Below are 23,272 nucleotides of genomic sequence, written 5' to 3' on the forward strand. Positions count from 1 at the left end.
AAGGGCGGTCATTCATTCATTTCCAAACACTGAGCAGATCGATGAGCGAAATTATTTTTGGTATCCATGCCGTGCAGGCGCTGCTGGAACGTGATCCACAACGTTTCCAGGAAGTCTTTATCCTCAAAGGCCGCGACGATCGTCGCCTGCAACCCGTGGTCGCCGCGCTGGAAGCTCAGGGGGTCGTGATTCAGCTGGCCGAGCGCAAGTGGCTCGACAGCCAGGTTGAAGGCGGTGTGCATCAGGGTATTGTGGCGCGGGTAAAACCGGGTCGTCAGTATCAGGAAGGCGACCTGCCGGATCTGCTGCAGAGCCTGGAGAAACCCTTCCTGCTGGTGCTGGACGGGGTCACCGATCCGCACAATCTGGGTGCCTGCCTGCGCAGTGCCGATGCGGCCGGTGTGCACGCGATTATCGTGCCGAAAGATCGCTCTGCGCCCCTGAATGCAACGGCCAAAAAAGTGGCCAGCGGCGCGGCAGAAAATGTGCCGTTGATCCGCGTCACCAACCTGGCACGTACCCTGCGTCTGCTGCAGGAGTACAACATCTGGGTTGTCGGTACCGCAGGTGAAGCTGACCATACCGTCTTCCAGAGCAAAATGACCGGTCCGATGGCGCTGGTGATGGGCGCGGAAGGGGAAGGCATGCGTCGTCTGACCCGTGAGCATTGCGATGAGCTGATCAGCATTCCGATGGCCGGCAGCGTCTCTTCGCTGAATGTCTCGGTGGCTACGGGTGTCTGCCTGTTTGAAGCGGTGCGTCAGCGCAACGCCTGATCCCCGATGTGATCCTCGCCACAAATTAGTTTCTGTACCAGGCATAACTGCGCGTCATTCGTATATACCCAAAGGATTTCGGGTTGCATTGAGGCGGCAAGAGAACGAATCCCGATGAGCTTACATGAGTAAGTGATTCGGGTGAGTGAACGCAGCCAACAAAAATGCAGCTTGAAAGACGACGGGTATACTTACTGAGTGACATCCGCGAGGAGTGGTTATGACCTGGACAACACACACCGTTTTTAATCAGCCCCATCCTCTGAGCAACAGCAACCTGTTCCTGTCTGATACGCCGCTCGGCGAGGCACTGTCACGCGAAGGCGCCGGATGGGATCGGGAGTGGCTGGCTTCGGTAGGCCGACAGCTGGGCAGCGCCGAGTCGCTGGAGCTGGGCCGGCTCGCCAACGCGGAGCCACCTGAACTGCTGCGCTACGACGGCCGTGGCGTACGGATGGATGAAGTCCGTTTTCACCCCGCCTGGCACCTGCTGATGCAGGGTGTCTGCGCCAGCCGCCTGCATAATCTCAGCTGGCATCCCACAGTACGTGAACAGGCCAGCGTGGCGCGGGCTGCGCGCTTTATTCTGCACGCGCAGGTTGAAGCGGGCACGCTTTGCCCGGTGACCATGACGCACGCGGCCATTCCACTGTTGCAGACTTATCTGCCCGCCGCGTTTGAAGGCTGGCTCGATCCGCTGCTCAGCGATCGTTACGACACCCATGCGCAGCCCGGCGACCAGAAGCGGGGTCTGCTGATCGGTATGGGCATGACGGAAAAACAGGGCGGCAGCGATCTGCTCACCAGCACTACCCGGGCCGAGCCGCTGGGGGCGCGCGGCCCGGGTGAAGCCTACCGGCTGACCGGCCACAAATGGTTCTTCTCGGTGCCGCAGAGCGATGCGCATCTGGTGCTGGCGCAGACGCCCGCCGGATTAAGCTGTTTCTTCCTGCCGCGCCTGTTGCCTGATGGGTCACGCAACGCCATCCAGCTTGAGCAGCTTAAAGATAAGCTGGGTAATCGCTCAAATGCCAGTTGTGAGGTGGAGTTTCGCGATGCGACCGGCTGGCTGCTGGGAGAAGAGGGCGAAGGCGTGCGGCTCATCCTTAAAATGGGCGGTATGACGCGCTTCGACTGCGCACTCGGCAGTCATGGTCAGATGCGGCGTGCATTCTCGGTGGCACTCTGGCATGCACATCAGCGCCAGGTGATGGGGAAAAACCTGGTGGATCAGCCGCTGATGCGTCAGGTTCTGGCACAGCAGGCGCTGCAGCTGGAGGGACAAACCGCGCTGCTGATGCGGCTGGCGCGCGCCTGGTCACAACCGGCAAAACCGCATGAGGTCACGTTTGCCCGCTTATTCACTCCGGCTGCAAAATATCAGATCTGCAAAGCGGGAGCCCCGTTCGTCGCGGAGTCGATGGAAGTACTGGGGGGCATCGGCTACTGCGAAGCGAGCGAGCTGCCGCGCCTCTATCGTGACATACCGGTCAACAGCATCTGGGAAGGGTCGGGCAACGTGATGTGTCTTGACGTACTGCGCGTGCTCACCCGTCAGGCAGAGGTTTCGGAGATGCTGAGTCAGGAATTTGAAGCGGTGAAAGGGAGTAATCGTCATTTCGATGCGCGCTGGCGTCAGTTACGGCTGCGAATGAGCAAAGTCCCCGAAGAGCAGGCGCGCGAGGTGACCCGCACGCTGCTGCAGCTTGCGACCGGCGCTCAGCTACTGAAATATGGCGAACCGCCGCTGGCGGATGCATGGTGCCAGCAGTGGCTCGATCGGCGTGGCTCCCGCCTGCTTGAGACAGCAATCACAGACCGTTTACTGGCCCGTGCCTGTGGCAGGTGATGCGCCGTAAAGAATCGCGCTGGCGTACCAGAGACCGGGCATTACCGTTTCACTCAGCGCCACGATCTGATAGTAAGCCGCACCGGCCTGGTTAGCCCGGGCGGCGACGGCCCGCCCGGCATCATCCGGTGAGCCGCGCACGTTAACGGTAATATTGCCCAGCTTTGGCAAACCGCCACTCTGCGCCCGTGAAATCTCCTGCGCCTGTTGCGTCGGTGCGGGCGGTGCTTTTGGCGTGGTCTCAAGCGCGGAACAGCCTGCCAGCAGCAGGCTTATCACCAGTAAATAAGCGGAACGCATAGCAAAACCCTCTTTCAGGACGAAACATTAAGTGTATGCCATCGCCCTGAATGACGTCAGGATTTAAGGCTGAATACGCTGACCAGCTGGGTCAGGTGATGCCCTTTATCACTCAGGTTCTGCGCGCTGTTTTCCGCCTGTGTCACCAGTTCGCTGTTCTGGTGAGTCGCCTGGCTGATCTGGTTCATCGCCAGATTAACCTGGCCGATGCCTGCCGCCTGCTGCTGCGCCGCCACGTTGATCTCGCCCATCAGCGCCTGCACCTGCTCGATGTGGGTCACAATGTCGCTCATCGCATCGCGCGTCTGCTCAGATAACTGATGGCCTTCCGCCACGTTGCTGATGGAGGTCGCAATCAGTCCATCAATCTCTTTAGCGGCCTGCGCAGAACGCTGTGCCAGCGCACGCACTTCTGCGGCCACCACGGCAAAGCCACGGCCCTGTTCCCCGGCACGTGCCGCTTCAACGGCGGCATTCAGCGCCAGGATATTGGTCTGGAAGGCGATCGACTCAATCACGTGGGTGATATCCGCAATGCTTTGTGATGAAACCTTAATCGCCGACATGGTGTTGACCGAGCGCACCACCGTCTGGCTGCCGTGACTGACGATATCGCTGGCTTCGGCCACCAGTGACATCGCCTGACGCAGGCTGTCTGCGGTGTGTTCAACTGTCGCGCCAAACTGCTCCATGCTGGCGGAGGTCTGCTCCACGCTGCTGGCCTGACGCCCGATCTGCTCGCTGATGTTATGACTGCTGGCCGCGATGGTGTCCGTGCCGTCGCTGATCTCCTGCGCCGCGCCGCGCACCTGGCTGACGATTTTCTCCAGGCCATCGCCAATGCCGTTGATCGCAACGATCAACTGGCCCACTTCATCGCGACGCTGGGTATCCATATGGACCTGCAGATTCCCGGCGGCATACTGCTCCGCCAGATGGATCACCTGCTGCAGCGGACGGGTAATCGCCCGACGGCTGTACCAGACAAACCCCAGCGCAAAGACCACCACCAGAATCAGTCCGGTTATCAGGAACAGGTTACGGCTATGCGTAATCGGGGCGAGCAGGCTTTCACGGTTAACTTCGCCGGCGATCACCCAGTTCCAGCCCGGCAGCTGCTGCCAGGCCAGAATCTGGTGCTCGCCGTTGATCTCTGCCTGCAGCATGCCCTGCGGCTGAGTCAGCAGCGGCTGGAGTGTCGCGTCATCCCAGGCGGGTCGTTTTCCTTCGTTGTGCTGATCGAACAGATACTCTCCCTGCGTCTTACCGGGTGTGCCGTTGAGCACAAAGAAATGACCACTATCACCCAGCTTGCGTGCCAGGATTTTTTCACGCATCAGCGCATACTGCTTATCAATGCCAACGCCGACAAACAGGATGGCGACAACCTTGCCACTCTCATCTTTTACCGGCTGATATTGTGTGATGTAGCGATGGCCGAACAGCGTCGCCAGCCCCTGATAGACGTCGCCCTGACGGACGCTTTTCCAGGCGGCGCCGTTGCGGTCAAGCTGCGTACCGATCGCGCGACTGCCATCCTGCTTTTTCAGCGAGGTGGAAATACGGATAAAATCATCGCCGTCGCGCACAAAAATGGTCGCCACGGCGGCGGTGCGTTCGGTGAAATCGTCTACCGCGGTCTGGTCGAGGTTCAGCGTTTTTAACCCGGCGCGCAGCACCGGCGTCGAGAAGGCACCGACCTGCACCCGGGAGCCTTCATCCAGGCTAAAACGCTTAGGCAGGAAACTGGTAAACAGACTGGTGTAGTGAGCCACCTCTTCGGTGAGGGTGGCGTTGAACATAGTGGCCATTTCACTGATGCCCTGCACCTGGTTTTGCATGTCATCAATGGCGAGATTTTCCAGCTGCCGCGAAGCGGTGTGGCTCTGGGTTAGCGTCAGAACCAGCAACAATAACGCTACGCTGAGAGACGTCAGTACAGACAGCTTAACTCCAAGACTCAGGCCGCTGAGAGAGAGACGCTTCATAAATTACCTTTGATCAAGTTAGGGGGACACAACATCAACGGCAAAGCGCGGGAAAAGTTTAGGCCGAAATCTGGCGACTAAACGCAGCAGGGGATTTCGTAAATTAACCCGCAGACGTACACTCAATCGGCACGCCTTGCCCCTTCTCAGGAGAGACCATGATTGAACTCACCACAGAAACGCTGGCCGGTATCGAATGCCTGCACGCCACGCCTGCCGGACAACGGCATAAGCCACTTCCTACCGTGCTGTTTTATCACGGCTTTACCTCTTCAAAAGAGGTCTACGCCTACTTCGCAGTCGCGCTGGCACAGGCGGGGTTCCGGGCGGTGATGCCGGATGCAGATCTGCACGGCGCGCGCTATCACGGTGATGCCGATGCACGCCTTGGCCGCTTCTGGGAGATTCTGAAACAGAACATTGATGAGCTGCCGCAGCTGGAATCGGCGCTGCGCGCTGACGATCTGATCGCCGGCGAGCGCTTTGCGGTGGCGGGCGCGTCGATGGGCGGCATGACGGCGCTGGGCGCGATGGCGCGTTATCCGCAGATTCAAAGCGTCGCCTGCCTGATGGGATCGGGCTATTTTATGCAGCTCAGTCAGTCGCTGTTTCCGCCGCTGGTGGCCGACACGCCTGAGCAGCAAGCGCAGTTTGCTGCCCGCATGGCACCGCTGGCCGACTACGATCCCTGCAACCGGCTGGAGGCACTGGCAAACCGTCCGCTGCTGTTGTGGCATGGTGAGGCGGATGAGGTGGTGCCCTGGGCGGAGAGCGTCCGGCTGGAGAGGGCGCTGCGTGACAACGGGCTGGCGCAGCATCTGACTTCGCTGTCTGAAAAACAGATTGGACATAAGATCACGCCATCAGCATTGACGGCGCTGGTCAGCTTTTTTAAACAGCAGCTATAAAAATGAGCGGGCGGAGAGTGGTTCTGCCGCCCGTAAATTTACCGGCACTTACCAGTGCGCAGACGATTTTTCTGCTGCTCTGGCAGGCGCGTTGACCGGGTTCTTTTGTGGCGCATCCAGCCGATTAATGTAGATATAACCCGATGCCGCTTCGCTGCTGTGACTTCTTATCTGCTGCGCACAGTCAGCATTGCTGGCAAGAGCGGGTGGAGACAGGAAGAGACCCAGTAAAGTGGCGATGACGAACGTTTTCATGCCCGACTCCTCACTTCAGGGAACACACTCTGTTAGACGCCGATAAGCCAAACCGTAACGTCTGCATTAAGTTTAGCGACTGTGCACATTATCGCCAGATCGTCCGCCTGAAGCTCTTTATCAGCTTTTTTGAACCTTTCCCGCTTAACGCGCTGTATTCACATGATTAGCACGAAAAGCTACCGTATATGGCACGCCGGATGGCATTTGTTGAAATGTGCGCTTGAGTTTAGCCGTCGCCGCCAGTATGATTACGCGTCAATTTTTCAGCCGCATTCTCAGGCTGTGTCCCACAAACGCTCGTCACAACGAACCTTTGTGGGACACAGCCTATAACGTTCCTTGCTTCCATGGGCCGCGGTTGACCCCGACAGGAGGCTGAATAATCCGTAAGGAGCAATTTCGATGCGTCATTACGAAATCGTATTTATGGTTCATCCTGACCAGAGCGAACAGGTTCCTGGCATGATCGAGCGTTACACTGGTGCTATCACTGGTGCAGAAGGCACGATTCACCGTCTGGAAGACTGGGGCCGCCGTCAGCTGGCTTACCCGATCAATAAACTGCACAAAGCGCATTACGTTCTGATGAACGTTGAAGCGCCGCAGGAAGCGATCGATGAGCTGGAAACGAACTTCCGCTTCAACGACGCCGTTATCCGTAGCATGGTTATGCGCGTTAAAAACGCGGTAACTGAAGCATCGCCGATGGTTAAAGCGAAAGATGAGCGTCGTGATCGTCGCGAAGATTTTGCTAACGAATCCGCTGATGAGTCAGATGCTGGGGATTCTGAAGAGTAATCCATCGTGACGGTTAATCGACTTCGCCTGTCTGGCACTGTGTGCAAGACGCCGGTTCGAAGAGTTAGCCCGTCAGGAATTCCTCACTGTCAGTTCGTGCTTGAGCACCGCTCAGTGCAGGAGGAGGCCGGGTTTCACCGGCAAGCCTGGTGTCGTATGCCGGTTATTATCAGCGGCAGCGCCCATCAGGTGATTACTCAACATATAACGGTCGGCACGCAACTCACACTCGACGGTTTCATTAGTTGCCATCAGGCACGAAATGGCCAGAGCAAAGTGGTGTTCCATGCCGAGCAGATTGAATTGATAGATTCTGGAGACTAGCCTAATGGCACGTTATTTCCGTCGTCGCAAGTTCTGCCGTTTCACCGCGGAAGGCGTTGTTGAGATCGATTACAAAGACATCGCAACGTTGAAAAACTACATTACCGAAAGCGGTAAAATTGTCCCGAGCCGTATCACCGGTACTCGTGCAAAATACCAGCGTCAGTTGGCTCGCTGCATCAAGCGTGCGCGTTACCTGTCTCTGCTGCCGTACACTGATCGTCATCAGTAATCGGCAACTGTCCATTAACGACTTTAAGAGGATAAGGTAATGCAAGTTATTCTGCTTGATAAAGTAGCAAACCTTGGCACCCTGGGTGATCAGGTTAACGTTAAAGCGGGCTACGCTCGTAACTTCCTGGTACCACAGGGCAAAGCTGTTCCTGCTACCAAGAAAAACGTTGAGTTCTTCGAAGCACGCCGTGCTGAACTGGAAGCCAAACTGGCTGACGTTCAGTCTGCAGCAACTGCACGCGCTGAGAAAATCAATGAACTGGGCACTGTAACCATCACGTCTAAAGCGGGCGATGAAGGTAAACTGTTCGGTTCAATCGGTGCCCGCGACATCGCTGATGCAGTGACTGCAGCTGGCGTTGAAGTGGCTAAGAGCGAAGTTCGTCTGCCGAACGGCGTTCTGCGCACTACCGGTGAGCATGAAGTAAGCTTCCAGGTTCACAGCGAAGTATTCGCGAAACTGAACGTGAAAGTAGTTGCTGGTTAATCTTTATTAACTGAGCACGACACAAACGCCGGCCCTGTGCCGGCGTTTTTGTTTTTGTGCCTTTTAATCGCCGCTGTTCGCGTTACTGCGCGCGAATAAAGCTGCCGTCTGGCTGACGTGTAAACAGCACCGGACCGTTTGCGCCCTCCACCGTCAGACCGGTTACCGCCCCCTGCGCATCCTGACGGATTTTCACCTGCTGACCACTTTTCAGTGAGCTGAGTGGCTGATCGCTGCCTTCCACCCGCGCCATCGCAAACACATCATTGACCGGCAGACTATTATCACGAAACAGCTGCGCCAGCGTCTGACCGGAAGCGATGGTCAGATTGCGCCACTCGCCCTGAGAATCGGCTTTTGGCGTCTGCTGAGACGGTGAGGATGACGGCTGGCGGCTACTGTTGTTCTCATAAATATCCGCCTGCATCGGCACCTCTTTCTCCGTCTGGGGTGCGACCGGCTGCTCGACCGGATAGCGCAGCGTGCTGGCGGGCCAGAGAAACGCCACCAGCATCACCAGCAGTGCGGCCACAATGCCACGGCGGTGCGGCGCAGGCAGCGGGTCCATCCAGCGAATGTGGTCGGTAAAATGCCAGATACGCTGAAGCCATGTCGGCAGGCGGGATGACGTGTCTGAAGCCATTCGGGGTTCCTCCTCTCCGGCAGGCTGCTTTAGCCTGCGTGCGGCCAGCCAGGTCTGCAGCCGGGATACAAGATGTTTTGCACGCATCCTGCGGCGTCGTGGGGCTATCTGGCCCATGTTTGCTCTCTTATTCGTGTGCTACAGAGGGGGTGATCCCCCCCGATAGTTATAGTATGGGCAATACCGGCGCGAAGTGCCTGCCAGCATTGATAAAATTGACGGCTCTATTGTTTCTCTTTCCCCGGCAAAAGTCATCTGCGATGCAGGGCATTTTACGCCAGCGGCCTGCGCTGCTATGCTGCCGGTTCGAATTTATCCGAGAGTGAAAGGAACGAAGATGACTACCCCTTCTTTCGACAGCGTCGAAGCACAAGCAAGTTACGGTATTGGTTTACAGGTTGGCCAGCAGTTGCTGGAATCTGGTCTGCAGGGTCTGCAACCAGAAGCACTGCTCGCGGGTCTGCGCGACGCGCTGGAAGGGAACTCGCCGGCCGTACCGGTTGATGTGGTTCATCGCGCACTGCGTGAAGTGCATGAACGCGCTGAAGGCGTGCGTCGTGAGCGCACCGAAGCCATGGCCGCAGAAGGTCAGGCGTTCCTGCAGGAACATGCGCAGCGTGAAGGCGTGAGCAGCACCGAATCAGGCCTGCAGTTCAGCGTGATTACGCAGGGCGAGGGTCCAATCCCATCACGTCAGGATCGCGTACGCGTGCACTACACCGGTAAACTGATCGACGGCAGCGTATTCGACAGCTCTGTTGCCCGTGGCGAACCGGCGGAATTCCCGGTAAGCGGCGTAATTCCAGGCTGGATTGAAGCGCTGACCCTGATGCCGGTTGGCTCAAAATGGGAACTGGTGATCCCACAGAACCTCGCGTATGGCGAGCGCGGTGCGGGTGCCTCTATCCCACCATTCAGCACCCTGATCTTCGAAGTCGAACTGCTGGAAATTCTGTAATTCCGGATGCTGCAACCCCCCCGGTTGCAGCGTTTTCTTCCGCCTTATTTCTGCTGTAAATTCACCTGCCACAGAGCAAAGCCGATCTCATCTGTCCCTTTGGGCTGAAGCGGATATTGCGCATGCTGCTTAATAAATCCGGTCGCTTTATCACCCGGTGCCGTTTCAAACTGAATGTCGAGCGGGGTGGATGAGGTAATCGGTGCCAGCCGCCAGTTATTGTCCGCCTTCGGCTGAACTTCACCGTGCGCTTTGGTTTCCGCGCTGATGTAGGCTGCAACCACGGAACGGTTCTCATCCGGTGAGGCAAAGGCGATGTATTTATCTCCGGTGCCGGCAAACTTGCCGCCGTAAGCGCGATAGTTATTGGTCGCCACCAGGAAGGTCGCCTGTGGATCGACGGGTTTACCCTGCCAGCTAAGCTGACGGATACGTGAGGCCTCAGGATGGATCAGCTGGCACTCTGCGTCGTAGCGCGCGGGCTGGGTCACATCAATCTGATAATTAACCCCGTCAATCACATCAAAGTTATAGGTGCGGAAATCCCAGTTGATCAGCGACTGCGTTTTCGTGCTGTGGGGATCGATCTGATTAAACTGGCCCGCTGAGCACTCCAGCCACTCTTTTACCTGCGCACCGGTGACTTTCATGACCACCAGGGTATTGGGATAGAGATAGAGATCGGCCGCGTTACGGAAGGTCAGCGCGCCTTTCTCCACTTCGACATAGCTGGCCGGATCGTTTTTACGTCCGCCCGCTTTAAACGGCGCAGCAGCAGAGAGCACCGGCAGGCGGCCCAGATCCGGATCGCCCTGAATGAAATGCTCCACGTAGGCGCGCTGGGCATTATTGACGATCTGTACCGTCGGATCGTCCTGTACCAGCGACAGGTAGCTGTACATCACATCGGCGGACTTGCCGATGGGCTTCGCCACAAACTCTCGCGTGGCGCGGTGATCGTCAGCCAGTACCTTCACCAGCGCCGGATCCTCTGCCGCCAGCGATTTCTTCGCTGCGGTATCGTAGATTGGCCGCGCCTGTGCTTTGCCGCTGCTCACCTGCCAGCGTCCTCCCTCATTGTTCAGCACCAGGTCAACCACGCCAAGGTGATCGCCCCACATGCCTGGCATCACCGCCGGAATACCGTTCAGGGTGCCGTTGGCGATATCTGCGCCCTTGATGTCAGCAAACTCCTTGCCGGGGAAGACCGCATGCGCATGACCAAACAGGATGGCGTTAATGCCTTCCACCTGGCTGAGATAGTAAACCGAGTTCTCCGCCATCGTGTGATACGGCTCGCTGCTCAGGCCGGAGTGGGGAATAGCGATAATCAGATCGGCGCCCTGCGCGCGCATCTCAGGCACGTAGCGGCGAGCCGTTTCGGTGATGTCATCGACGCGTACCTTGCCCTGCAGGTTGGCTTTATCCCACACCATGATCTGCGGCGGCACAAAGCCGATATAACCTATCTTCAGGGTCTGCGTTTTGCCCTCACGATCAACCACCGTAGTGGATTTGATGAGGTATGGGGTAAACAGCGGTTTGCCGCTCTTCACATCAATCACGTTGGCGTTCACATAGGGAAAGCGTGCGCCCGCCAGCGCTTTTTTCAGGTAGGGCAGGCCATAATTGAATTCATGATTACCGAGGTTACCGACGCTGTAATCCAGCGTGTTGAGCGCCTTGTAGACCGGATGGATCTCGCCCTCATGTAATCCTTTGGCCGCCATGTAGTCACCCAGCGGGCTGCCCTGAATGATGTCGCCGTTATCGACCAGCAGGCTGTTTTTCACCTCCTGGCGTGCGGCGTGGATCAGCGTGGCGGTTCGCACCAGACCAAACTTCTCGGTTGGCGTGTCTTTGTAATAGTCGAAATCCATCATATTGCTGTGCAGATCGGTGGTTTCCAGTATCCGCAAATCCACCGTCGCCGCCTGGGTGGCGATGGAAACGCTCAGTGCCAGTAACATCATTCCGGGCTTAAACATGCTTGCTCCTGCTGCAAAATAAATAAGGATCTCAAAATAATGTAAAAGCATGACAGATAGTCATTTTAAATCGTGATGGGTATAACGTTTTGGCGCATCGGTCAGCGACGGATTCTTAAACGATGGAGGCGTAGCGGCACAGGCGTGGCGATAAATGGGTAACTATGATATTGATATATCTATAAATTGAATCGCCAAAGTGCCTGTAAATGGGTACTTCAGGCGGAACTGCTAAAATGTCACTATCTGACGATGAGCTGATCCTGCAGCAGACAGACACAATGAGGTGAAAAATGTTAGAGCAAATCTGCCAACTGGCACGCGAAGCAGGCGACGCGATTATGCAGGTCTATAACGGTGCCGCGCCGCTTGACGTTTCTCACAAATCGGATGATTCGCCGGTGACCGCCGCGGATATCGCTGCACACGAGGTGATCCTCGCGGGCCTCAAAAAGTTAACGCCTGATCTCCCCGTGCTGTCAGAAGAAGATCCGCCAGCCTGGGAGGTGCGTCAGCACTGGCAGCGCTACTGGCTGGTCGATCCGCTGGATGGCACCAAAGAGTTCATCAAGCGTAACGGCGAATTTACCGTTAATATTGCGCTAATCGAAGCAGGCAAGCCGGTAATGGGCGTAGTCTATGCGCCGGTGCTGGGCGTGATGTATTCCGCTGCAGACGGCAAAGCGTGGAAAGAGGAGGGCGGTCAGCGTGAACAGATTCATGTCCGTGATGCGCGACCTCCGCTGGTGGTGGTAAGTCGTTCACATGGCGACGACGATGAGATGAAAGAGTACCTGAAGCAGTTAGGTGAACATCAGACCGTCGCGACCGGATCCTCACTGAAATTCTGCCTGGTGGCAGAAGGAAAAGCGCAGCTCTATCCCCGTTTCGGACCCACCAACATCTGGGATACCGGCGCGGGCCATGCCGTGGCGATGGCGGCGGGCGCGCATGTGCACGACTGGCAGGGTAAAACTCTGGACTACGCGCCGCGCGAATCCTTCCTTAATCCTGGCTTCCGCGTATCACTGTTTTAACGCTGTCTGAGCGCTCAGCCTGCTGAAGGCTGAAACCCCGGCGGGCGATGCTCTTCCCACCGGGGCTTCAGCGATTAATCCTTCAGCAGGGAGGTGACCAGCGTAATCACTTTTGTCACTTCATCCTGCGTCAGCGATCCATCCTTCACAAATTTCACCTTACCCTGCTTATCCAGCACCACAATGGCGGAACCGCCCGGCTGTAACTGCCAGGCATGCTGCACATTGCCCTTGCTGTCGACAACAAGCTGCGACCACGGATATTGCTGCTTGTTAGTCTCGACGCTGCTGCGCACAAACATGCCCGTACCGGGAATGGCATCATCTGTATTCACGATGGTGGTGGTCTGATAGCGATCATGCGGCAGCTTCGCGGCCTTAATCGCCTCGATCAATGCGGCATTCATCTCTTTAGCGGATGAGCGACCCGCGATGTGCTGAACCACGCGAACTTTTCCGCCGAGCTGCGCGCTATTCCAGTTTTTGTAGCTAAACTTATCCTGCTGCAATAACAGCTCGCCTTTGTCGTTCACGCCAACGGCCGGTACCCGCATATCCTGCCTGAGGTCATGAGCCATCACGCTTGCCGGTATCAGTAAAGACAACGCTACAGCTGCCAGAATTATTCGCATTGCTATTTCCTTGAGTGATCAGACCAGTTAGTCATTTTACTGCAATAGTAAGCAGGGATGATGCGCCTGTCCTGGAAAGGTGTCAGGTTTGTTATGGCCGCCACAATTCCTTAACCAACGAAGGTTTATACTGTGTTGTGTGAGCCTGATAACAGAGTGTTCTGTAATGATGTGTCAATTCAGTAAAAAAAATCACTTTTAGGAACATTAGTAGGTTTGAGTGTTCTATAGTTATCGCGAATTCGCGCTTCATGGGCTGGAACCAAATTTGGAAACGGCGAAGCGTGCTTAAAAATGTACAGGAGTTAGTCAGTATGAAGATCTTCCAGCGCTATAATCCGCTACAAATAGCGAAATATGTAAAAACGCTGTTCAAAGGAAGGTTGTATATCAAGGACGTCGGCGCGTTCGAGTTCGACAAAGGGAAAGTATTAATCCCGCGCGTCAAAGACAAACAGCACCTGAGCGTGATGTCAGAAATTAACCGCCAGGTCGTTCGTCTCAAACTTGAGTTCAACTAATCATAAGGGCGCCGATGGCGCCCTTAGTGTCTGGCCAGTCAGGCCATTTTATTTGTCACTCTGAACCTGAGCAGTGCCAACAATTCTCACAGACTACGTCACATTCCGGTTGTTCCGCGCTGTCCATGTCCAGACTGCTGGTCATTCTACTCTTCTTCGCTTTTTGTCATGCTCAGCACCGGCGGTCGTTCATCGATGCGGGTGACCAGCAACTGATCGATGCGATAGCTATCAATATCCACTACCTCGAACTTGTAGCCAGCAAACTTCACAAAATCGGTACGCTTCGGAATCTTACGCAACATATACATCATAAAGCCGCCGATGGTTTCGTAGTTGCCTGACTGCGGGAAATCATCAATGTCCAGCACGCGCATCACGTCATCAATCGGCGTACCGCCTTCAACCAGCCATGAATTCTCATCGCGCGCCACAATCTGCTCTTCCATACCCTGGCCAACCAGATCGCCCATCAGCGTGGTCATTACATCATTCAGGGTAATAATGCCCACAACCAGCGCATATTCGTTCATGATCACCGCGAAATCTTCTCCGGCGGTTTTAAAACTTTCCAGTGCTTCAGAGAGGGTCAGCGTGTCCGGCACGATCAGCGCCGAGCGAATCTGCAGGCCGCTGTTCAGCGCCATGCTCTGATTACCCAGCACGCGCAGCAGCAGCTCTTTGGAGTCGACATAGCCAACGATATGGTCGATATCGCCGCTGCAGACCAGAAACTTCGAGTGAGGATGCTGGGCGATTTTGGTTTTGAGGCTGGTCTCATCTTCGTGCAGATCAAACCAGACAATATTCTCACGTGAGGTCATGGAGGAGGGAACAGTACGTGACTCCAGCTCAAACACGTTTTCAATCAGCTCGTGCTCCTGCTTACGCAGCACGCCAGCCAGCGCACCCGCTTCAACCACCGCGTAGATATCGTCGGAGGTGATGTCATCTTTACGCACCATCGGCAGCTTGAAAATACGGAAGAAGACGTTAGCCAGGCCATTAAACAGAAACACCAACGGACGCATTATCAGCAGGCAGAAACGCATCGGGTTGATGATGCGCAGCGCGATGGTTTCCGGTGCGACCATGCCGACCCGCTTTGGGGTTAAGTCAGCAAACAGGATAAACAGGCTGGTGACGATGGTGAAGGAGCAGATAAAGCTGAGCTGCTCCGCCAGTTCCGGCGAGACAAACCGGTTAAACAGGCCGCTGAAAACCGGCGAAAACGCCGCATCGCCAACAATACCCCCCAGGATGGCGACGGCGTTGAGGCCAATCTGCACCACGGTGAAGAACATGCCCGGCGTTTCCTGCATTTTCAGCACGCGCTGCGCATTTACGTTGCCTTCATCGGCCAGCAGTTTCAGTTTGATCTTACGGGCGGCCGCCAGCGAGATCTCCGACAGAGAGAAAAAGGCACTGATTACGATCAGTAACAGAATGACAAGTAAGCTATCTAACATATGAGATCCAAAGGGTTATCCACTTGTCATTTTTGGCCTGGGCAGCGTGGGTAAGCGCAAACAGAGTTGGTTTATCCGTGAAACAAAGCTATCCGTGCCAAAAATGTCTGCGCCAGTTCGACAACAAACGACATGTCGGGGCAGAAATGAAAACAGGCGGCATGCCTGTGGTGGCCGATTATAGCAGGAGCGCTCATTGCGCCGCCAGAGGGCAAACCGCTGCTTAAGGGCGCATTAGCAGCCAGAGCGGCCGGTTACAGACTCGGATTTATCTGAGTGAGTCATATCGGACTGATCATTCCGACCCGCAGGAGTTGTATCGCTCACCCCATTTACCGACAATAGCCCCGTTATTTGACTTAGATGTCAGAGTTGCTCCGCCGTTTGCCATAAAGTGCGGCTATGATGAGGATGTTGCCGTTGCGGTAGTGCGGGCAAAGAAGATTAATAAGCGCCCCGCGGAAAAGGGGCCGGCATGATTAACAGGAGTACAGGTGCCACGATTTTATGTTTATTGCATGGCTGGCCTGCTGCTTGCCGCGCCCGCCCTTGAGGCGGCGACAGTGCGATTACAGGTAGACGGCTTATCCGGGGATCTGCAAAAGAATGTCAGAGCGCGTCTGTCCACCATCGGCAGCGATGAGGTCTCTAATGATGGCCGCTTTCGCGCGCGCGTTTCTGTTGCGATAAAAGAGGGGCTGCGCGCGCTCGGTTATTACGAGCCCACCATCGATTTCGAATCCCGCCCCGCGCCTGCGCAGGGTGGACGACCGGTATTAGTGGCACACGTAACGCCTGGTGAACCGGTAAAAATCGGCGGCAGCACGATTGTGGTCGAAGGTGATGCGCGCAATGACGCGGATTACAAAGCCTGGGTGAAGCAGGGACGCCCTGAAGTGGGCAGCCAGCTTAACCACGGGCAATATGACAAATTCAAAAGCGGCTTCTCTAATCTCGCACTGCGTAACGGCTATTTCGACGGCACGTTTAAAAAAAGCCAGCTTGGTGTCTCGGTTGAGCGGCGTGAAGCGTTCTGGGATATCGACTACGACAGTGGCGAACGCTATCGCTTCGGCGACGTTACTTTCCAGGGATCGCAAATTCGCGAAGAGTACCTGCAAAACCTGGTGCCGTTTAAAGAGGGGGACTACTACAGCTCCCGCGATTTAGCCGAGCTGAACCGCCGCCTCTCCGCTACCGGCTGGTTTAATTCGGTGGTGGTCGCGCCGGAATTCAGCAAGGGACGACAGACCAAAGTGCTGCCGCTGAGCGCAGTAATGTCACCCCGCACCGAAAACACCATTGAAACCGGCGTCGGCTATTCCACAGACGTCGGTCCGCGCCTGAAAGGGACCTGGAAAAAACCGTGGATCAACGACAGCGGCCACAGCCTGGCGGCCAGCGCCTACGTTTCCGCGCCGGAACAGCAGGTCGATCTCAGCTACAAAGTGCCGCTGCTGAAAAGCCCGCTTGAGCAGTACTACACCTTCTCCGGCGGCCTGAAGCGCACCGACCTAAACGACACCAAAGCGGATACCACTACGCTTGCGATGTCGCGCAACTGGGACAGCAGCAGCGGCTGGCAGAAGGCGGTCAACCTGCGCTGGAGCCTGGATCACTTTACTCAGGGCAGCGTGACCAACACCACTATGCTGCTCTATCCCGGCGTCAGCGTAAACCGTACCCGTTCCCGTGGCGGCCTGATGCCGACATGGGGCGATTCACAGCGCTATTCGGCAGACGTCTCTGATACCACCTGGGGTTCAGAGGTCGACTTCCTGATCCTGCAGGCGCAAAACGTCTGGATCCGTACCCTTGGCGACAGTCATCGCTTTGTGGCGCGCGGCAATCTGGGCTGGATCGAAACCAACGACTTCGAAAAAGTGCCGCCGGATCTGCGCTTCTTTGCCGGTGGTGACCGCAGTATTCGTGGCTACAAATATAAAAACATTTCACCGCGCGATGATGACGGCAAACTCACCGGTGCATCAAAACTCGCCACCGGATCGCTGGAATATCAGTACAACGTCACCGGGAAATGGTGGGGCGCGGTGTTTGTCGACTCGGGCGAAGCGGTTAACGACATCAAGCAAAGTAACGTCAAAACCGGTGCGGGCGTCGGCGTGCGCTGGTCTTCACCGGTTGGCCCAATCAAATTTGATATCGCCAGACCCATCGGGGATGACGAAGAGCATGGATTACAATTTTACGTAGGGCTGGGGCCAGAACTATGAAGCTGTGGAAAAAGGTCCTGATCGGCATTCTGATCTTTCTGGTCGTGCTGTTGGGTGGGGTGGCATTTTTAATCGGTACCACGCCTGGGCTGCATTTAGTGCTGAAAGGTGCGTCGCGCTGGGTGCCGGGCCTGTCAATCAAGCAGGTCGATGGGGGCTGGCGTAACCTGACCCTTAACGGTCTGCGTTACGAAATGCCTGGCGTCAGCGTCGATGCCGGGCAAATTCATCTGGCGGTGGATCTCAACTGCCTGCTGCACTCCTCCGTGTGCGTTAACGATGTCTCCCTGCGCGATATCAGCGTGGTGGTCGACAGCAAGAAAATGACGCCTGCGGCACCAGCGCCGGAAGAGGAGAGTGGCAACACTAACCTCAGCACGCCATACCCCATCACGCTGCGTCACTTTGGCCTGCACAATATCAATGTCAAAGTTGATGACACCGCAATATCGCTGCTCGACTTCACCACCGGCCTGCAGTGGCAGGATCGTGCGCTGACGCTGAACCCGACCCATATTCAAAGCCTGCTGATTGCGCTGCCGAAAGCGGCGAAAGTGGTCAATGACGAGGTGGTGGAGCCGAAAGTCCAGCAGCCACATCCCGCTGAAAAACCGCTGGGTGAAACGCTGCAGGCGATGTTTGCGCAACCCCTGCTGCCTGAGATGCCTGATTTCCGTCTGCCGCTGGATATTGAGGTGCAGCAGATTCTGGGTGAACAGCTGCGTATTACCGGCGACACCGATATTTCCGTCAGCCGGTTGCTGCTGAAAGCCAGAACCGCCGATCGTCAGATGCAGCTCAGCACGCTGGAGGTGGACTCGAACCTCGGCAACCTGAAGGGTAGCGGTCAGGCGACGCTGGCGGATAACTGGCCTGTCGATTTCTCCCTTAACGGCACAGTGAATACCGATCCGATTAAAGGCGAAAAGCTCGCGCTGAAACTTAATGGCGCGATGCGCGACGAGCTGAAGATGGGGCTGAACCTCTCCGGTCCGGTGAATGCGCAGCTGGACGCCACGACCCAGCTGGCGGTGGCGGGACTGCCGCTGTCACTGAAGCTGACCAGTCCGCAGTTACGCTGGCCGCTGACCGGTCCGGTAGCGTATCAGGCGGATAACCTGGACTATCAGTTCAAAGGCAAAGCCACCGACTATGTGATGTCGCTGCAGACTGCCGTGAAGGGTGAATCTGTACCACCGGCGACGATCTCGCTGACGGGTAAAGGCAACGTTGAGCAGTTCAGCCTCGACCGCCTGCGCGTGGCTGCGCTGCAGGGCAATATCGATCTCACCGCGCTGGTGGACTGGAGCAAGGCGATAAGCTGGCGCAGTGAGCTGACGCTGGCGGGAATTAATACCGCTAAACAGTATCCCGACTGGCCAGCAAGGCTGGATGGCAAAATCACCACCCGCGGCAGTCTGTATGGTGGCAGCTGGCAACTGAGCGTGCCGCAGCTACAGCTGAAAGGCAATGTGAAACAGAACGCCGTGACCGCTGATGGCTCCCTGACCGGTAACAGCTACAACCAGTGGACGGTGCCGGGCATTAAGCTGGCGCTGGGACGCAACCATCTGGATGTTAAAGGCGCGCTGGGCGACAGTCTGGATCTCGATGCCAGTATCGACGCACCCCAGCTCGACAATGCGCTGCCGGGTCTGGGCGGCGTCATCAACGGCACAATAAAAGCGCGGGGTACCCTGAAGGCACCGCAGCTGCTGGCCGATCTTAATGCCCGTGGTCTGCGCTGGCAGCAGATGCAGATCAATCGCGTCACCCTGAATGGCGACGTCCGTTCAGGCGAGCAGGTGGCGGGTAAACTGCAACTGCGCGTCGAGCAGCTGAAGCAGGATGCGCTGAACATCAGCCTGCTGACGCTGAACGCGGACGGCAATGAGCATCAGCATCAGCTGAAGCTCAATGTGCAGGGCAAACCGGTCTCTGGCCAGCTGGCGCTGAACGGCAGCTTTGATCGCCAGACGGAGCGCTGGAAAGGGTCGCTGAACGACACCCACTTTGATACGCCAGTCGGTGAGTGGCGTCTGACCCGCGCCATGGCCATCGACTATCTGAACAGCCGCCAGACGGCCACCATCGGCCCACACTGCTGGCAGAACCCCAATGCGCAAATTTGTGTGCCGGAGCCGGTTGAAGCGGGCCCGGCAGGCAAGGCGCATGTGGTGCTGAATCGCTTTGACCTGGCGATGGTGAAGCCGTTTATGCCGGATGCGACTCAGCTTAGCGGCCTGTTCAGCGGCGACGTGCGCGTCAACTGGACTGCCGATGGCAGCCTGCCGACCGGTACCGTGGCGCTGAAGGGCAACGGCGTGAAAGTGGTGCAGGATGTGCAGGGCAACAATCTGCCGATCGCCTTTGACACGCTGAACCTCAATGCCGCGCTGCGAAACGGGCGCGCCCAGCTCGACTGGCTGATCCGCATCGCCAATAACGGTCAGCTGGATGGCAACGTGCAGATCGACGATCCGCAAAATCGCCGCACGCTGGGCGGTAACGTCAACATCCGCAATGTCTCGCTGGCGATGCTCAATCCGGCACTGATGCAGGGCGAGAAGATCAAAGGCAGCCTGAACAGCAGCCTGCGCCTGGGCGGCAGCGTGCAGCAGCCGCAGGTATTTGGTCAGCTTGGCCTGACGGGTGTGGATGTGGATGGCAACTTTATGCCGGTTGACCTGACCAGTGCCAACCTGAATCTGGTGTTTAACGGCATGAGCTCCACCCTGAACGGGCTGGTGCAGACCGGGCAGGGCAATATCAACCTCAGCGGTAACGCAGACTGGAGCCAGCTCGACAACTGGCGTGCGCGCATTGCGGCGCAGGGCAGCCGGGTTCGCGTGACCGTGCCGCCGATGGTGCGCATGGATGTCTCGCCGGATCTGGTGTTTGAAGCGACGCCAGCGGCCTTTAACCTTGATGGCCGGGTCGATATTCCATGGGCGCGCATCACGGTGCAGGAAGTGCCGGAAAGCGCCACTGGCGTTTCGTCGGATGAGGTGTTGCTGGATAAACAGCTGAAGCCGATTGCACCGCAAACCGCCGCGATTCCGATTAACAGCAATCTGGTGATCCACGTCGGCAACGATGTGCGACTCTCTGCGTTTGGCCTGAAAGCGAAGCTGAATGGCGATCTGAAAATGGTGCAGGATAAGTCAGGACTCGGCCTGAACGGTCAGATCAACATTCCGTCCGGTCGCTTCCACGCTTATGGTCAGGATCTGATCGTGCGTAAAGGCGAGCTGCAGTTTGCCGGTCCGCCGGATCAGCCTTACGTCAACCTGGAAGCCATCCGTAACCCGGATGCCACCGAAGATGGCGTCACCGCGGGTCTGCGCGTCACTGGCCTGGCGGATGAGCCAAAAGCGGAAGTCTTCTCCGATCCGGCGATGTCGCAACAGGAAGCGCTTTCCTATCTGCTGCGCGGTCAGGGATTGGGCAGCGACGGCGACAGTAACGCCCTCACTTCAGCACTTGTTGGCTTAGGGGTTGCACAAAGTGGGCAGGTTGTGGGTAAAATCGGGGAGACATTCGGTGTCAGCAATCTCGCTGTTGATACTGCCGGTGTTGGCGACAGCCAGCAGGTGCAGGTCAGCGGCTATGTGCTACCGGGTCTGCAGGTAAAATACGGTGTTGGCATATTTGATTCACTGGCGACGTTAACCTTGCGTTACCGCCTGATGCCTAAACTCTATCTGGAAGCCGTGTCCGGTGTGGATCAGGCTCTCGATTTGCTCTATCAGTTTGAGTTTTAGCAATGCGAATAATTGTCTACGGCAGTTTACGGCGCAAACAGGGAAACAGTCACTGGATGACGAATGCGCAGTGGCTGGGTGATCACCAGATTGAAGGCTTTGAGCTTTACAGTCTGGGCCATTATCCCGGCGTGATTGAGGGCAATGGAGCGGTACATTGTGAGGTGTACCGCATTGATGCCTCAACCCTTGCGGAGCTGGATGCGCTTCGCACCAAAGGGGGAGAGTACAAACGTTATCTGACTCAGACGCCGTTTGGCAGTGCATGGCTTTATGTCTATCAACGCTCAGTGGCAGGACGCCAGCGCATCATGAGTGGTGACTGGCTGAAGCGCGATGAGGAGCCAGAGGCCTGAACAAAAACACCGTCCATCCGGACGGTGTTTTTTTTTCGACTCACAAACCGGCAGCAGAATTACTTCTTCTGTGCGCGCTCGTAAGAGGAGATGATTTCAGCTTTAGCGGCTTCGGCATTATCCCAGCCATCCACTTTCACCCATTTGCCTTTTTCCAGATCTTTGTAGTGCTCAAAGAAGTGGGTGATCTGTGCACGCAGCAGTTCTGGCAGGTCGTTCACATCTTTGATGTGATCGTACTCTTTAGAGAGTTTGGTGTGCGGAACGGCAACCAGTTTGGCATCTTCGCCAGACTCGTCGGTCATTTTCAGCACGCCAACCGGACGGCAGCGGATCACTGAGCCTGGAACCAGTGGATACGGGGTCGGAACCAGTACGTCAACCGGATCACCATCCAGAGAAAGGGTATGGTTGATGTAGCCGTAGTTGCACGGATAGAACATGGCTGTAGACATGAAACGGTCTACAAACAGGGCACCAGACTCTTTATCAACTTCATATTTGATCGGATCAGCATTCGCTGGGATCTCAATGACAACGTAGATATCTTCTGGCAGGTCTTTACCTGCTGGCACCTGGTTCAAACTCATCTGGCATTCCTTCAGTAGTCGTATGTTGAGTGTCGGCTATTATAGCCAACTGACTCTGAAAGTATGCCCCCTTTTTGGCGTTTCGGAATGCGCCCAAACGCTACTTAGCCGCCACAAACAGCGAAACAATGCCTGCGGCAATCAGTGGTCCTACCGGCACCCCTCGGAAGAACGCCACGCCAATCACTGTACCAATCAGCAGACCACCAATCACCGAAGGCTGGACGCTCATAAAGTTCACGCCACGGCCGCCCAGCCAGGCGACAAAGATCCCCACCAGAATCGCCACAATCGACTTCCAGTTAGCAAACGACTTGATCAGCGCAGAGGCGGGCAGTGAGCCGCTTGCCAGCGGGGCCATCACAGCCACGGTAAGAATAATGATGCCTAAGGTAATGCCCTGTTTTTCTACGTAGGGGAAGAACTGAGCCAGCGGGGTAATTTTAATCGCCAGCAGCACCAGAATTGAAATTGTGACCGCGTTGTTGTGAACGAAATAACTCAGCACGGCAAGGCAAATCAGAATGATGGTCGAGGCGTAAGCAGCCATGGTTTCTCCCTGAAGGTTAATGAGCGCGCTGACTTCAGCCAGCGCAAAAACCGGTTATCGATCAGCAGTCATCGGGGTTAGCACAGCTGCCTTTACCAAGTGACTGCAACATCAGTGCCTGATTGCGCACCAGGCTCAGGCTCTGAGCGCTCAGCGCCACGCTGCCCAGCGAGCCTTGTGAACTGAGCTGGCTGCGGCTCGCCTCAAGCCAGCTGTCGCGGTAGCTCATCCAGGCGCGTTGCGCGGCACGCAGTTTGTTTTTAGGTTCGCCGGAGAGGGTTTTCATCAGTTTGTTGTACTGCTTATTCATCTCCTGATCCCAGGCCCGATTGGCCGCAGCGTAGCACTGGTTCATGGCAAGGGTAGTCGAGGCGTCATTGAGGCAGCGATCGGGCGAGGCGTCTGTCGGCAGATCCTCTGCCAGCACCGCTGTGCTGAGGCACAGCAGCATCAGAAGTAATCCTGGTTTCATTCTTTTCTCCGGATAACGGATAAGCGGCGATTAGCTTGATGGATGTTCCCGTGATGATCAAGTTGTTAACACTAATCAGGGTTAAAGTTTCGCGCCGTTACTGCCGATACTTCATCCGTTTTAGGGCCGCTGGAAA

Annotated in this window: 23 protein-coding genes; 13 read left to right on the forward strand and 10 right to left on the reverse strand. The window is 56.4% G+C overall.

Annotation, left to right across the window (positions count from 1 at the left end):
- Window positions 1-41: 41 nt before the first annotated feature.
- Both rlmB and OK409_RS16580 read left to right on the forward strand, forming a co-directional pair.
- Window positions 42-776 carry a 23S rRNA (guanosine(2251)-2'-O)-methyltransferase RlmB gene (rlmB, locus tag OK409_RS16575; protein ID WP_010256134.1) on the forward strand — a complete coding sequence of 245 codons (735 nt, stop codon included), beginning with the start codon at window positions 42-44 and terminating at the stop codon, window positions 774-776.
- A gap of 220 nt (window positions 777-996) precedes the next feature.
- On the forward strand, window positions 997-2,625 hold the full coding sequence (locus tag OK409_RS16580; RefSeq protein WP_264367236.1) for an isovaleryl-CoA dehydrogenase: 1,629 nt from the start codon (window positions 997-999) through the stop codon (window positions 2,623-2,625).
- Here OK409_RS16580 and bsmA read toward each other — a convergent pair.
- Together bsmA and OK409_RS16590 are read right to left on the reverse strand one after the other, a co-directional pair.
- Entirely contained in the window at window positions 2,599-2,925 is a 327-nt protein-coding gene (gene bsmA / locus OK409_RS16585; protein ID WP_264367237.1) for a biofilm peroxide resistance protein BsmA, read from the reverse strand. The genes OK409_RS16580 and bsmA overlap by 27 nt on opposite strands.
- 56 nt (window positions 2,926-2,981) lie before the next feature.
- On the reverse strand, window positions 2,982-4,913 hold the full coding sequence (locus OK409_RS16590) for a methyl-accepting chemotaxis protein (protein ID WP_264367238.1): 1,932 nt from the start codon (window positions 4,911-4,913) through the stop codon (window positions 2,982-2,984).
- 158 nt (window positions 4,914-5,071) lie between these two features.
- On the opposite strand from OK409_RS16590, the gene yjfP reads away from it, so the two are divergent.
- Window positions 5,072-5,821 carry an esterase gene (gene yjfP / locus OK409_RS16595; RefSeq protein WP_264367239.1) on the forward strand — a complete coding sequence of 250 codons (750 nt, stop codon included), beginning with the start codon at window positions 5,072-5,074 and terminating at the stop codon, window positions 5,819-5,821.
- 48 nt (window positions 5,822-5,869) lie between these two features.
- Here yjfP and OK409_RS16600 read toward each other — a convergent pair whose 3' ends face one another.
- Window positions 5,870-6,076 (reverse strand): hypothetical protein, encoded by a 207-nt coding sequence (locus OK409_RS16600; RefSeq protein WP_033758904.1) that lies wholly within the window; start codon window positions 6,074-6,076, stop codon window positions 5,870-5,872.
- A gap of 405 nt (window positions 6,077-6,481) precedes the next feature.
- Here OK409_RS16600 and rpsF point away from each other — a divergent pair, with 405 nt between their 5' ends.
- The 4 genes from rpsF to rplI are packed head-to-tail and all read left to right on the forward strand — an operon-like array spanning window position 6,482 to window position 7,922.
- Complete coding sequence (gene rpsF / locus OK409_RS16605; protein ID WP_003855334.1) at window positions 6,482-6,877, forward strand: 30S ribosomal protein S6; 396 nt, start codon at window positions 6,482-6,484, stop codon at window positions 6,875-6,877.
- A 6-nt stretch (window positions 6,878-6,883) separates the two neighbouring features.
- Window positions 6,884-7,201, forward strand: coding sequence for a primosomal replication protein N (gene priB, locus OK409_RS16610; protein ID WP_010256154.1), 318 nt, complete (start codon window positions 6,884-6,886; stop codon window positions 7,199-7,201).
- A 4-nt stretch (window positions 7,202-7,205) separates the two neighbouring features.
- Window positions 7,206-7,433, forward strand: coding sequence for a 30S ribosomal protein S18 (rpsR, locus tag OK409_RS16615; RefSeq protein WP_002210155.1), 228 nt, complete (start codon window positions 7,206-7,208; stop codon window positions 7,431-7,433).
- A 39-nt stretch (window positions 7,434-7,472) separates the two neighbouring features.
- A complete protein-coding gene (gene rplI / locus OK409_RS16620) occupies window positions 7,473-7,922 on the forward strand; it encodes a 50S ribosomal protein L9 (protein WP_010256429.1) in 450 nt (149 codons plus the stop codon).
- An 82-nt stretch (window positions 7,923-8,004) separates the two neighbouring features.
- Here rplI and OK409_RS16625 read toward each other — a convergent pair whose 3' ends face one another.
- Window positions 8,005-8,682 carry a LysM-like peptidoglycan-binding domain-containing protein gene (locus OK409_RS16625; protein WP_149917073.1) on the reverse strand — a complete coding sequence of 226 codons (678 nt, stop codon included), beginning with the start codon at window positions 8,680-8,682 and terminating at the stop codon, window positions 8,005-8,007.
- 220 nt (window positions 8,683-8,902) lie between these two features.
- Between OK409_RS16625 and fklB the strand changes: the two genes are divergently transcribed.
- Window positions 8,903-9,523, forward strand: a complete 621-nt coding sequence (gene fklB / locus OK409_RS16630; RefSeq protein WP_010256433.1) for an FKBP-type peptidyl-prolyl cis-trans isomerase — start codon at window positions 8,903-8,905, stop codon at window positions 9,521-9,523.
- A 44-nt stretch (window positions 9,524-9,567) separates the two neighbouring features.
- On the opposite strand, the gene OK409_RS16635 is transcribed toward fklB, so the two are convergent.
- A complete protein-coding gene (locus OK409_RS16635; protein WP_264367240.1) occupies window positions 9,568-11,511 on the reverse strand; it encodes a bifunctional 2',3'-cyclic-nucleotide 2'-phosphodiesterase/3'-nucleotidase in 1,944 nt (647 codons plus the stop codon).
- A 293-nt stretch (window positions 11,512-11,804) separates the two neighbouring features.
- On the opposite strand from OK409_RS16635, the gene cysQ reads away from it, so the two are divergent.
- Window positions 11,805-12,548, forward strand: a complete 744-nt coding sequence (gene cysQ / locus OK409_RS16640; RefSeq protein ID WP_010256437.1) for a 3'(2'),5'-bisphosphate nucleotidase CysQ — start codon at window positions 11,805-11,807, stop codon at window positions 12,546-12,548.
- Window positions 12,549-12,622: 74 nt separating this feature from the next.
- Here the strand turns inward: cysQ and OK409_RS16645 are convergent, their stop codons facing one another.
- Window positions 12,623-13,180, reverse strand: coding sequence for a YtfJ family protein (locus OK409_RS16645; RefSeq protein ID WP_264367241.1), 558 nt, complete (start codon window positions 13,178-13,180; stop codon window positions 12,623-12,625).
- Window positions 13,181-13,494: 314 nt separating this feature from the next.
- Between OK409_RS16645 and OK409_RS16650 the strand changes: the two genes are divergently transcribed.
- Window positions 13,495-13,701: a DUF1107 domain-containing protein gene (locus OK409_RS16650; RefSeq protein ID WP_003855513.1), complete on the forward strand. Its 207-nt coding sequence runs from the start codon at window positions 13,495-13,497 to the stop codon at window positions 13,699-13,701.
- Between the two features lie 146 nt (window positions 13,702-13,847).
- On the opposite strand, the gene OK409_RS16655 is transcribed toward OK409_RS16650, so the two are convergent.
- Window positions 13,848-15,170 (reverse strand): hemolysin family protein, encoded by a 1,323-nt coding sequence (locus OK409_RS16655; RefSeq protein WP_010256442.1) that lies wholly within the window; start codon window positions 15,168-15,170, stop codon window positions 13,848-13,850.
- Window positions 15,171-15,688: 518 nt separating this feature from the next.
- Here OK409_RS16655 and tamA point away from each other — a divergent pair.
- The 3 genes from tamA to OK409_RS16670 are packed head-to-tail and all read left to right on the forward strand — an operon-like array spanning window position 15,689 to window position 21,524.
- Window positions 15,689-17,404 (forward strand): autotransporter assembly complex protein TamA, encoded by a 1,716-nt coding sequence (gene tamA / locus OK409_RS16660; RefSeq protein ID WP_264367305.1) that lies wholly within the window; start codon window positions 15,689-15,691, stop codon window positions 17,402-17,404.
- The gene (gene tamB, locus OK409_RS16665; protein WP_033758895.1) at window positions 17,401-21,168 is read left to right on the forward strand and encodes an autotransporter assembly complex protein TamB; all 3,768 of its coding nucleotides are present in this window, start codon (window positions 17,401-17,403) and stop codon (window positions 21,166-21,168) included. Before tamA ends, tamB begins: the two co-directional genes overlap by 4 nt.
- A gap of 2 nt (window positions 21,169-21,170) precedes the next feature.
- Window positions 21,171-21,524, forward strand: coding sequence for a gamma-glutamylcyclotransferase (locus OK409_RS16670; RefSeq protein ID WP_010256451.1), 354 nt, complete (start codon window positions 21,171-21,173; stop codon window positions 21,522-21,524).
- A 59-nt stretch (window positions 21,525-21,583) separates the two neighbouring features.
- Here the strand turns inward: OK409_RS16670 and ppa are convergent, their stop codons facing one another.
- The 3 genes from ppa to OK409_RS16685 form a co-directional block, all read right to left on the reverse strand.
- Window positions 21,584-22,114, reverse strand: coding sequence for an inorganic diphosphatase (gene ppa / locus OK409_RS16675; protein WP_003855519.1), 531 nt, complete (start codon window positions 22,112-22,114; stop codon window positions 21,584-21,586).
- A gap of 100 nt (window positions 22,115-22,214) precedes the next feature.
- Window positions 22,215-22,664: a DUF441 domain-containing protein gene (locus OK409_RS16680; RefSeq protein WP_003855520.1), complete on the reverse strand. Its 450-nt coding sequence runs from the start codon at window positions 22,662-22,664 to the stop codon at window positions 22,215-22,217.
- 61 nt (window positions 22,665-22,725) lie between these two features.
- A complete protein-coding gene (locus OK409_RS16685; protein WP_029519419.1) occupies window positions 22,726-23,136 on the reverse strand; it encodes a lysozyme inhibitor LprI family protein in 411 nt (136 codons plus the stop codon).
- Window positions 23,137-23,272: the final 136 nt, after the last annotated feature.

Origin of the sequence: Pantoea sp. RG18 (assembly GCF_025910075.1) — a bacterium.
Lineage (GTDB): Bacteria > Pseudomonadota > Gammaproteobacteria > Enterobacterales > Enterobacteriaceae > Pantoea > Pantoea agglomerans.